Source organism: Microcoleus sp. POL10_C6 (assembly GCF_036701585.1).
GTDB lineage: Bacteria > Cyanobacteriota > Cyanobacteriia > Cyanobacteriales > Microcoleaceae > Microcoleus.
Genome location: NZ_JAUBRB010000046.1, coordinates 15,221 through 27,708, shown reverse-complemented (window position 1 = coordinate 27,708; position 12,488 = coordinate 15,221). Strand labels below are relative to the sequence as shown.

Annotated in this window: 6 protein-coding genes; 3 read left to right on the top strand and 3 right to left on the bottom strand. The window is 43.9% G+C overall.

Annotated elements, in window-relative coordinates; genetic code table 11:
• Window positions 1-19: 19 nt before the first annotated feature.
• Both QUA34_RS22145 and ffh read right to left on the bottom strand, forming a co-directional pair.
• Window positions 20-154, bottom strand: coding sequence for a hypothetical protein (locus QUA34_RS22145; RefSeq protein WP_333389242.1), 135 nt, complete (start codon window positions 152-154; stop codon window positions 20-22).
• 167 nt (window positions 155-321) lie between these two features.
• On the bottom strand, window positions 322-1,770 hold the full coding sequence (ffh, locus tag QUA34_RS22140) for a signal recognition particle protein (RefSeq protein WP_333324408.1): 1,449 nt from the start codon (window positions 1,768-1,770) through the stop codon (window positions 322-324).
• 465 nt (window positions 1,771-2,235) lie between these two features.
• On the opposite strand from ffh, the gene QUA34_RS22130 reads away from it, so the two are divergent.
• On the top strand, window positions 2,236-2,445 hold the full coding sequence (locus QUA34_RS22130; protein ID WP_333389254.1) for a type II toxin-antitoxin system HicB family antitoxin: 210 nt from the start codon (window positions 2,236-2,238) through the stop codon (window positions 2,443-2,445).
• A 522-nt stretch (window positions 2,446-2,967) separates the two neighbouring features.
• On the opposite strand, the gene QUA34_RS22125 is transcribed toward QUA34_RS22130, so the two are convergent.
• Entirely contained in the window at window positions 2,968-3,750 is a 783-nt protein-coding gene (locus QUA34_RS22125) for a calcium-binding protein (RefSeq protein ID WP_333389241.1), read from the bottom strand.
• Window positions 3,751-4,288: 538 nt separating this feature from the next.
• Between QUA34_RS22125 and QUA34_RS22120 the strand changes: the two genes are divergently transcribed.
• A complete protein-coding gene (locus QUA34_RS22120) occupies window positions 4,289-6,673 on the top strand; it encodes a GAF domain-containing protein (protein ID WP_333389240.1) in 2,385 nt (794 codons plus the stop codon).
• 302 nt (window positions 6,674-6,975) lie between these two features.
• The gene (locus tag QUA34_RS22115; RefSeq protein WP_333389239.1) at window positions 6,976-12,435 is read left to right on the top strand and encodes an AAA family ATPase; all 5,460 of its coding nucleotides are present in this window, start codon (window positions 6,976-6,978) and stop codon (window positions 12,433-12,435) included.
• Window positions 12,436-12,488: the final 53 nt, after the last annotated feature.

Below are 12,488 nucleotides of genomic sequence, written 5' to 3'. Positions count from 1 at the left end.
GCGCAAAAGCCTACTCTCCTTATACATTTCTCTCTAATCTCAAGCCGGGATTTGCCAATGCTAGGGCCTCGAATTGCTCGCGACTGACAAGAAGTCCGATCGCGTTTGGCAATTCTATAGATATGATTTCTAATTGAGTAATTGTTTGTACCATCTTTAATTACAGGCTTTTTTAGATTGAACTCGGTAACAAGAAAAGAGTTAAATAAGAACTATCGCGGGGGGTGGGGCGGGTTTACGAGATTATCGGTTTTAGGCAATTATTTTTGGTGGACCCGCCCCTACAAATTTTTGACAATCGTGCAATAAGTTTGATGCTTTCTACAACTGTCCGAAACCTTTTTTAGGCTTATCTTTTTTCTTTTTCTTCTTCTGCTGGGCCCCCATATAGCCGCGGGAACCGGGCTGCATTCCGGGGCCACCCATTCCGGGCATTCCGGGCATTCCCGGCAATCCTCCCATGCCGGCAAAGTTGCCTTGACTCATTTGCTGCATCATTGTACGCATTTTCTGGAAATCGCTCACCAGCTTAGTTACGTCGTTTTCAGCGTAGCCTGCGCCTTTGCCGATGCGGCGGCGACGGGATGGAGAACTTGCTAAAAGTTCGGGATTGCGGCGTTCTTCAACTGTCATGGAATTAATCATGGCTTCGGTGCGTTTTAGCTGCACTTCTCCCTGCCGCATTTGTTCGTCTGAAAGTTTGTTCATCCCCGGAATCATTTTCATGATGCCGCCGAGGGAACCCATATTTTTTAACAGTCTGGTTTGTTTGAGAAAGTCGGTAAAGTCAAACTTTGCCGTGAGCATTTTCTCTTGCATTTTCTCGGCATCGGCGATGTCGAATTCTTCTTGCGCTTTTTCTACTAGCGTCAAGACATCGCCCATGCCGAGTATTCTCGATGCCATGCGATCGGGATAAAATGGTTGCAAAGCTTCCACTTTTTCGCCGACGCCAACAAATTTAATCGGCGCGCCGGATATTTGCCGCACGGATAAGGCTGCACCCCCGCGGCTGTCGCCGTCTAATTTGGTTAAGATTGCGCCGGTAATGCCGATTTGTTCGTGAAAAGTGCGGGTTAAATTTGCTGCTTCTTGGCCGGTCATGGCATCAACAACTAACAGCGTTTCGTGGGGTTGTACTGTTTGTTTGATGCGGCCCAATTCTGCCATCATGTCTTGGTCGATTTGCAGGCGGCCTGCGGTATCGACGATGATGGTATCGATGCCGATTTGTTTGCCGTGTTCGATGCCTTGGCGGGCAATTTCTACGGGGTCAATGTCTTTGCCTAATTCAAATACGGGTACGTCGATTTGTTTGCCGAGGGTTAGCAATTGGTCGATCGCGGCTGGTCGATAAATGTCGGTTGCGACTAGCAGTGCGGTACGATTCTGTTTGCGGAGGTGCAGCGCTAGTTTGGCGGTGGCGGTGGTTTTCCCGGTTCCTTGCAAACCTGCCATCAGGATCACTGTGGGCCCGGATTCGGCGGTGGCGAGGGGTACGTTGGTTTCCCCCATGACACGCACGAGTTCGTCGTGAACGATTTTGATGAATTGTTGGTCGGGACGGACGCCTGAAACGACTTCTGCGCCTTGTGCTTTTGCCGCTACCTCTCCGATGAAGTTTTTGACGACTTGGAGGTTGACATCGGCTTCCAGGAGGGCGCGGCGGACTTCTTTGAGCGCGTCTTGGATGTTGGACTCGGAGATTTTATTTTGTCCGCGCAGTTTTTTCCAGGTGGATTCGAGTCGATCGGCAAGGGCTTCAAACATAGGGCAATTTAGGCTAGTCAGTATTTTTAATTTTAGGCTAAATGGGAGTTTTTGGATTGGGGTTTTGCTGAAAGTTGAATGTTTTTATTTTCTAACCGCTGAGGAACGCGGATTGATGCTGGAACTAATTCAAATTCATGTAGTAGGGTACGTTTGGACAAACCCTACTTTCGGGAATATGATTAAAGTATTTCCGTCACCTTGCGACAATTTTTATGTCTGCTTAGGCGCAAAAAGATTCGAGAACTCAAAAGCCTGCTGCTAAAAGCTGGGTTTACTTATCGTTCGGCAAAAGGCAGCCATACAAGATGGGTTCATCCTTGACTACTATCATGAACCAATTACCATTGCTGGAAATGATGGCGATGATGCGAAACTGTATTTAGAGAGAGAAGTTAATCGAAAAATTGGAATATTGAAAGCAATTGAAGAAGAGGAACCTGAATCATGAAATTACCTTATTGAATTGTTATTCAATGGTCGGATGAAGATAACTGCTACCTAGTTCACTTACCTGATTTTCCATCTCAGCAGTTCCACACTTATGGAGATACCTACGAAGAAGCTTTGCAGAATGCAGTAGAGGTATTAGAGCTTTTAGTTGAAGAATATCAGGTAGATGGTAAATCTCTCCCAGAACCTAAAACTATAGTAGAAAAGTTGCTGTTTGCTTGATTATTGATTTGAAGCGCTCGCCCTTCCTAAAAAAACAGGCGAGCGCTCTTTTCTGTAGAAGGGCGATTGTTTTTATAGTTGGATGTTTTGAAGTTATTTTATCTTGGTTTTTATGTATCCGCTCAATAATCCGGGGTAAATCGCTCAACGATGCACGTCAAATGACGCAAAATCGTTCCTTAGTGGGTAGTCGGCCCCGAATTATTGAGCGGATACAATATATAAGTAACCACACAAAATTAATTACATAAAGACTCCTTGCTAGGCAAGGGTTTCAGTAGAAATATTGTGTAATTAATTCGGAACTACTACTTACTTTCCCCGAGTTTTAATTTCTACTTTTAGATTAGCCTAAAAAATATTTAAAGGAAGAACTGTTTTAATATCAATTTTCCCAAGTACGGTTGCGTATAGATTAATTGCCCGCTATCTGTAGGGACACGGCAGTGCCGTGTCCTACGCCAAACTGCCGTGTCTCGTACCCGGAACTAACTTTATAGCCCGTCTAATTCCTACAAATAACTAAGCTAAAAATTGGAATTGAGAACCATTAACTGCCAATGCAAACGGACTCGCTTGTTCAAATGCACCCGTAAGTTCAAAGCTGTTGGTATTTAAAACTACCCCCACAATTTGTCCAGTAAATATGTTTTCAATCACCATGTCATTGATAATTCCGTCGTTATCGTAAGCAATCAAATTGTTGTCTTCAAAGAAAAGGTCTAGTTCTGTTAAACCGTCCGTCAAACCGATGCGATCGCCCTCGTCGAAGTTAAAATCGGTAATGACATCGGCTCCATTGATACCAAATGCTTCATCGTTGCTTCTGAGCACGAATATATCAGCACCGAGGCCTCCCGTGAGCACGTCAACTCCCCGATCGCCCGCTAAGAAATCGTTGCCCTCATTGCCCTCTAAATCGTCGTCTCCTTGCCCTCCCCGCAGGATATCGTTCCCGAACCCTCCGAAGATAAGGTCATTTCCGGCGTCGCCCCTAACTACGTCGTTGCCATCATTTCCATCCAGGCGATCGTCCTCTTTCCCGCCGTAAATTATGTCATTTCCGCCACCACCACCGATAATATCATTGCCGTTATTTCCTAACAGCCGTTCGTTAGAATCCGACGAACCTCCTATAGTATCGTTGCCGTCGAGTCCCCAAACTCCCCAGGGAAAAGACGACAAATTTCCATTCCCTACGTTAATCTCATCGGGTGTAGCAAATCCCAAAAGACGTGGCCCGCCCCCAGCAAATACAGGAAATCCCGTCACATCGGCAATGAGATTGTTAACCGTTAAAGCCATAACTATGTCCTTTCAAAAATCCTGTTAGCTGTATTATACATTTTAATTATTTCCTTGCCAAATCGCAAGGATGTTGGGATTTTGGGTGCAACTTTTATTTTCTCAATTAATGACAAGCAACCTGTTGGTCTATCGTCAATTACAATTACCAATACTTCGGCTAGGCGATCGTATAAGTTACCAATTCCCAATTCCCAATTCCCAATTACCAGGGCTGTGCTTCATTCAACCCAAACCTGCTATAGATCTCGCCTTTGAGTCAAATAGCATTAGTTGCTGACACTATCCGCTACAGTCTACCGCTTATAATGGGTGTTACCCCCCAGGCAGTAAACACGTTAATATCACCTATAACGTCGAGACTGAGAGGTTGTTTGTGAATAAAAGTAAAAGTCACTGGGCCCATCCTCCGAGAAAAAACCCAGTTTCCGATACCCATACACAAACTTTACAAACAGGATATAAGCTCTTTACAAAGTCATAATCGCCGATCGCTGATATTCTTTGGCAAAATCCACTGCTTTCAGGTGTTTTACTCATGTCTACTCCTAAATCGTCTTCCCATCAAAACAACAACTCCGTAAAATCACTGCCAGCGACAGATATCGTCCCAACAAAGCAAGACAGTAACAATCTGCCCAGCGAACCAAGTATAGAACAGCTACTGGAAGCTTTGGCGGGCCAAGTACCCAGTCAATCTTCAGAAATTGAACCCTTGAAAACGTGGAAACAAGATTTACAGCGATTGTTTCAATTTCTCGGCGACCGCCGCGTTTTAATCGCAGTAGTGGAACCGGGAACTTTTGCCCTGCGTTATGCTAACGCGGCATTTTGTCGCTTGGCGGGTTGGGAGGAAACGTCTTTGGCAACTCAATCTACCAACGGTTGGTTTGCAGAAACCCACCTCACTCTGCTGGAACTGTTCGAGGATTGGGGGGGCAAAACAGCAGAACAATTGTACCGTCGCCACCTTTTGCACTGGGTATTTAAGCAATATTATCAAATTGACATCGACGGTTTACGGGTGCTAGACGAACCTGTCACGGCGAGTGTAAAAAACCCCCAACATCGAGAAGCCAGATTTATAGAATTTTGGCTGGGTTCGGAACAGTTAAAAATTACTCGAATTAACTCAAAAATAGATGAATTTGCGGATGTTTCTTTAAGATTAATGCCTGTTGCGGAACGGGAAGCTTGGCTGATGCAGCCGAATCAACTGGAGAATTTAGCCGATCGATTGCAGTTGGATAATTATCGCGTAGAAGGCTTGCTGCTGCTAGAAGGTTTTGATGTCACCGTGCAGGAGCAAATTCGGCGGCTGACTCAGTTATTGATCGATCAAGATTCGATGCTGCGACCAGACAAATTTGAGAAAATCGATCGGTGTTTGCGATCGCTCTTCAATGCTGACGGCACTTTGCTGCTGCGCCCCGACGGCGAACAAGTACAGCTATTAGTTGCAAAAGACGGCCAACATTTGCAGCCGATTCTTTATTCAATGCACTCCCTAGAAGCTTCTCACTTTTTGAAGGCCACAGCAGCAAATCAAGTTTGGAACGTGCCAGACTTGCGTAGGGAGTGCGAAACCGAGTGCGATCGAACTTTGCGGAGAATGGGAACTCGATCGATGCTGCTGGTGCCCCTCGTAGTCAAATCCGTCACCCGTGAGGGGTGCGGGGTGCGGATTTTGGGTGTCGTGGGGCTGTTGTGCGATCGGCCAAACCACTTCAACGGCATTGACGCTCAACACGCCCAAGAACTCATTCCCGCCTTCATTGCAGCCCTGCGGCAAGCCATCCAGGAGCGGTTTACCCACATTCACAACATCCACCCCGCAGTCGAGTGGCGGTTCGCCCAAGAAGCAGAAAGGCGAAGTTGGGGACTACCTCCAGAAACAATCGTATTTGCTGACGTTCATCCACTGTACGGAATTTCGGACATTCGCGGTTCTAGCGACGAAAGAAACCGAGCCATTCAAACTGATTTGCTCGAGCAATTCCGCTTAGGTTTAGCCATAGCTGATGCCGTTTGCCAAACACAAACTACCCACCTCGGCGCGCAACTGCGGCTCGACTTGCTCGACTACATCGAGCATTTAAAACAAAAAGTAACAGTCGATATGGAGGTGCGAGCAGCCGAGTATTTAAACGAGCATTTAGAAGTATATTTTGACTATTTTGTGCAGTGCGGACCCAAGGTTCAGGCAGCCGTTGAAGCTTACCAAGCAGCCTGTGAAAACGAACACAACTGCGTTTATAGCGATCGCAACCGCTACGACCAAATGTTGAACCTAATCAGCACTAAACTCCAAGAAACCTGGGCCCGCTGGCAAGAAAAAATGCAGCAAATTTTGCCCCACTACTGCGACATCGAATGCACCGACGGCATCGATCACATGATTTATGCAGGAAAATCGATCGACCCCACATTCAGCCAGTTTCACCTACACAGTTTGCGGTACGAACAACTGCGAGCAATTTGCGACTGCGGCCGCACAGTTTTTCGCCTGCAAGCCGAGTCTCAAATTAACATGGAACTCGCACATTTAGTATTAGTGCAGAATACGACGATCGACATTTTTCACAACGAAAACACTGAAAAAATGTTTGATGTCAAAGGCACTCGCGACATCCGCTATGAACTCGTCAAAAAGCGGATCGAAAAAGCCGTTGACAAAGACGCACAAGAGCGAATTACCCAGCCAGGAATGTTAACGGTAGTTTATTCAACCGAAGACGAATGGGAAGAGTACCAACAATACTTGCGCTACTTGTCTCGCGAAGGTTGGGTAGAGCCAAAAGTTCAGACGGGCATGGTAGAATCACTCCAAGGAGTCAGCGGTTTAAAATTCGCCCGCGTGCGTATTTTACCTGAACCGGAATCTATTGCTACTATCTGTGAAGTTACAGTAGTCAGCGATTGAGAACCCGTTGAATTGCCTGTTTTAGGCCCAGTGCGATCGCTCCCATCTCCTGCTGTTTGACGCAGAGTGCGATCGCTCCTATCCCCATGAACAACGCTGCAGCGAAAGCATTCGGGACTCACACACAAGACCGACATTACATTTAAGATGTTTGTTGACACCAACGACCAAGCCCACATTTTCACTTAGTGTATATTCCGTGTGATTGGGAATCGCCAAATACACGATCGGAATCACACAAGATTAAGATTAAGTAGTGTTAAGCTAATGAGAATTAGCTCCTGTAATTTATAACTTAAGTGATGTTAACCTTATCCAAATACCAAATAAATTCTACTCTGCACGAAGGCGTCGAAACAATAATCTATCGCGGACAAACACCGACAGACGCGCCCCCAGCAATTCTCAAAGTCCTCAAAGCCGAATATCCCACCCTCGAAGCCATTACCAGGCTCAAACACGAATATCAAATCCGCCAAAATTTAGACAGCGAACAAATCGTCAAAGCCATCAGTCTCGAAACATTTGACCACCGATTAGGAATCGTTTTAGAAGACTTTGGCGGCGAATCCCTCGCCCAACTGCTGGAAAGAGAAACCTTGAGCCTGCAAGCAAAGTTACACATCGCCATCCAAATAGTCAAAGCCTTACAATACCTGCATTTTCATCACATTATTCACAAAGACATCAAACCCAGCAACATCATAATTAACTCGCAAACAAAACAAGTAAAACTCACCGACTTCGGCATTGCCACAAAACTCAACAAAGAAAATCCGCAATTTAACAATCCCAACTCAGTCGAAGGCACCTTAGCCTATATGTCACCCGAACAAACCGGGAGAATGAACCGCACCCTCGACTACCGCACAGACTTTTATTCCCTTGGGATCACATTATATGAAATGCTGACAGGAAAATTGCCTTTCTGCAGCAACGACCCCTTAGAAATAGTTTATAGCCACATCGCAGTTCAACCAATATATCCCCATCAAATCAATTCAGAAATACCTGTCGCTATCTCAGAGATAGTGATGAAATTGATGGCAAAGAATGCCGAAGATAGATATCAAAGTGCGGCCGGATTGTTAGCCGACTTAGAAATTTCTTTGCATCAGTTAGAAATCAACGGACAAATTGCCGACTTCATCCCCGGACGCTTAGATATTCTCAGCCAGTTGTTGATACCCCAAAAATTGTACGGTAGGGAAAATCAGGTTAATGAATTGCTAGCAGCGTTTGAACGTGTAAGAGGGGGCTTAGCCAACAACTTGTCAGCAGAAAAAATAGCTACCTTTGAACAAAAATTGCCCCCGTCAGGAAGCAGCGAATTAATGCTAGTATCAGGCTACTCAGGCATCGGTAAATCAGCCGTAGTCAACGAAGTTAGTAAACCTATTACCAGGTCAAAAGGTTACTTCATTAGCGGCAAATTTGACCAGTTAAAACGCAACATTCCTTATGCCTCATTAATCCAAGCATTTAACTCATTGCTGCGGCAATTGCTAACAGAAAGTGCACTTTCATTAGAAATATGGCGCACTAAAATTTTAACAGCAGTGGGAACAGACGGCCAAGTAATTGCCGACGTAATTCCAAAAGTTGAATTAATCATCGGCAAACAGCCAGAAGTCCCAGAACTCGCCCCTGTAGAATCCCAAAATCGATTCAATCGGGTATTCAAAGAATTTATTCGCGTTTTCGCCCAAAAAGAACACCCCCTAGTTATCTTTTTAGACGATTTGCAGTGGGCAGATTCAGCAACATTAAAGTTGATGCAAATACTGATAACTGACCCTGACCAGGAATATTTGTTGCTAATCGGTGCCTATCGAGACAATGAAGTTAGTCCGACCCACCCCTTAATTCAGACTGTAGAAGAAATTGAAAAAACTGGTACAAGAGTCAACAATATCGTGTTGCAACCTCTGGATTTAGCAAAAGTGACGGAATTAGTCACTGAAACACTTAACACTTGCACAAAAAAAGTAACCAATCTAGCGAATTTAATCTGGAATAAAACGGGCGGCAATCCTTTTTTCTTGACTCAATTACTCCAAGCACTTTATCAAGACTCTCTTTTAAAATTTAAATTTAATCACATTACAAATGAGGAAAATCAAAGTGGTTGGTATTGGAGTATCGATGAAATCCAAGCCATTGGAATCACCGATAAAAGTGTGGTGGAACTGGTAGCTTCTCGCATTGAAAAGCTGCCCGCAGCCACGCAAGAAGTGTTGAAGCTAGCAGCTTGCGTGGGAGATAAATTTGCTCTAGATGTGCTGTCACTTGTTAGCGAAAAGTCAGCTAATACGACAGCAACTGAACTTTATTCAGCTTTGCAAGCCGGGTTAATTCTGCCCTTGAGCGATGCTTATCGCATTCCTTTAGTTTTCGATCGAGCCGAATCAATCAATCTTAAGTTAGACACTTCGCGGGTTAGTTACAGATTTTTGCACGATCGCGTTCAGCAAGCGGCATATTCGCTAATTCCCGAAGAGCAAAAGCAATCCACCCATTTAAAAATCGGTCAATTACTGTTACAGAATACTCCCCCCGACAAGCTAGAAGAAAACATCTTTGATATCGTCAATCAATTGAATGTCGGAATTGACACGATTAGCCAACAGTCAGAAAAAACTCAGTTGGCACAATTAAATTTAACTGCTGGACACAAGGCAAAAGCGGCTGCTGCCTATGAAGCTGCTGTTAGGTATTTGCGGGTCGCTATGGAATTATTGCCTGCGGATTCTTGGCAAAGCCACTATGACTTAACGTTAGCAATTTACGAGTCAACAGCCGAAGCTGAATACTTAAATATTAACTATGAAGCTTCAAAAAAGATGGTTGAAATTGTACTTCAAAATTCTAAAACCTTACTGGAAAAAGTGAATGTTTATGAACTTCAAATTCAGTCTTATAACGCTCAAAATAGAGTGGTAGAAGCACTCAATACAGGACTAGAGGTGCTGAAACTGTTAGGCATTTCTTTTCCTCAAAATCCCCACGCGCTACATATTATGGCGGGACTGAGTAATACCAAACTGAGGTTGGGATTGAAACGAATTGAGGATTTAGCTAACTTGCCAGAAATGATTGATCCCGAAAAAAAAGCAGCCATGCGGATTTTATCAGGGATTCTCAGCAGTGCTATTCAGGCAAAACCCCCACTGATACCGCTGCTGGCATTTAGGATGGTCAAGCTGTGTATTAAATACGGTAATTCGCCTTATGCCAGTATTGCCTACGTTTATTATGGCGTAGTTATGTGCAAGCTAGGGGACATTAGTTTGGCATACCAATTCGGTCAACTGGCAATTAGGCTGTTAGACAAATTTCCCTCCCGTTCAATCAAAAGTAGAGTTTATGCAACATTTGGTTCTTTTATTCACCACTGGAAAGCTGCTCTCAAGTCAGGATTAGGCGATCTCAAAGAAGGTTTTAAAAATGGGATGGAAACTGGAGATTTGGAATTTGCTGGTTATGCTATAGGTGCATATTGCTTAAACAAAATGTCCATAGGAGAGCCGCTAGATTTGGTGGATCAGGAGACTGGTAAATATATGAAACTAATGCAGCAATCTCAACTAGAAATGGCTGTACAGTATATAAGTATAGGCAGGCAGACAGCCCTCAATTTGCGTGGTCAAGCTGTCGAACCCTGTCATTTAGTCGGTGAGAGATTTAATGAAGTCAAAACGCTCCCCATTTTAATAGAATCTAAAAACTTTTTTTTAGTGGGTTTGGTTTATAATGCCAAAACTCAGCTTAATCTTATCTTCAGAAACTACGCCCAAGCGTTAGAGAATTCAAGGTTATTTGAGAAACATGAGGAGTCTGTAGCCGGATTTGATGTGGTTGCTCTGAATAATTTTTACTCCTCTCTCAGTATCATAGCTTTGTATCCAGAAACTGGCAAAAGGGAACAAAAGCAATATTGGGAAAAAGTGCTGCAAAACCAAAAGAAAATGAAAAAATGGGCAGTGCATGCTCCGATGAATTATCAACACAAATACGACTTGGTTGCAGCGGAAATAGCGCGAGTGTTGGGGCAAAATACCCAAGCAATGGAATTGTACGATCGCGCAATTGATGGAGCTGCCAAAAACGGTTATATTCAAGAGGAAGCATTAGCCTATGAATTAGCCGGAGAATTTTATCAAGGTTTGGGTAAAGAGATAGTTTCTCAAGCATACCTGACTAAAGCCTATTATGGATATATCCATTGGGGAGCCATAGCTAAAGTTAAACATTTAGAATCAACACATCCTTTCTTAGCAGCACAGACGCGCACAATTCCAACCCCAACCCTCGATGTCACCCGCACTGCCACGGGAAATACTACCAGTAGTAGTTTAGGCGATTTATTAGACTTAGCTACTTTTATTAAGTCGGCGGAAGCCATTAACGGTGAAATTGTTCTAGAAAAATTGTTGACCAAATTAATCAAAATTATTTTAGAAAATGCGGCGGCTCAAAAAGTAGTGCTACTGCTGCTGAAAAACGATATCCTCTGCATAGAAGCTACTGGCAGTTTTGCGGAGGATAAAGTGACACTTTTACCCTCTATTCCCGTAGAAAATTGTCAAGATGTTCCCCTGTCTGTGATTAATTACGTACAGCGCAGTCAAAAGCATCTGGTTTTAGACAATGCGACTGTCGCCGAACCTTTTAAGGTAGATACCTACATTGAGAAATATCAACCCAAATCAATTCTCTGTTTGCCGATTATTTATCAATCTCAGCCGCGCGGAATAATTTATTTAGAAAATGCTTTGACAGTAGGAGCTTTTACAGCAGAGAGAGTGGAAGTATTCAAAGTGTTAATTTCTCAAGTTGCTATTGCTGTAGAAAATGCTGGTTTGTACGCGCGGGAGAAAGAAAAATCTCAACAGTTAGAAAAATCTTTCAATGAATTGCAACAGGCGCAACTGCAACTCATTCAAAGCGAAAAAATGTCTGCTCTCGGCAATTTGATTGCAGGGGTTGCTCACGAAATTAACAATCCGCTCGGTTTTATTGCGGGCAATCTTGATGCTGCTGCTGAGGCGAGCTTAGATTTGATTGATTGCTTACAACTTTACCAAGAAAAATTTCCTAATCCTGGAGATGAATTACAGGATAAAGCATCGGAGATCGATTTAGAATATTTGATCGAAGATTTGCCGAAAATGCTTTTATCTATGAAATCAGGTACAGAGCGCATCCGCAATATTAGCAAGTCTTTGCGGACTTTTTCTCGCGCTGACAGTGCGAATAAAGTCTCAGCAAATATTCATGAGGGCATCGACAGCACTTTGATGATTTTACAGTATCGCCTCAAAGCTAAAGATACTCGCCCCGCGATTAAAATTATCAAAGAATACGGAGATATCCCGCCAGTTAAATGTTATTTTGGGCAACTGAATCAGGTATTTATGAATTTGCTGGCAAATGCGATCGAGTGTTTTGACGAATTCAATCAGGGTCGCACTTACGCTGAAATTGAAGCTTTACCGAATACGATCGCCATTATCACTCAAGTCTCCGAGGATAGCAACAGCGTGGTGATTAAAATCAAAGATAACGGTCAAGGGATGTCATCGGAGATCAAGTCGAAAATATTTGACCATTTATTTACTACTAAAGGGGTAGGGAAAGGTACGGGTTTGGGGTTGTCTATCAGCAGGCAAATTGTGGAAGAAACCCACGGCGGTAAATTAACTTGTGAATCGGTGCTGGGAGAAGGTTCGGAATTTGCGATCGCCCTTCCCCTGAATTAAAATTATGGAACTATGGCGTGTTTTAAAACCTGCAGATCCCCCCTAACCTCCTT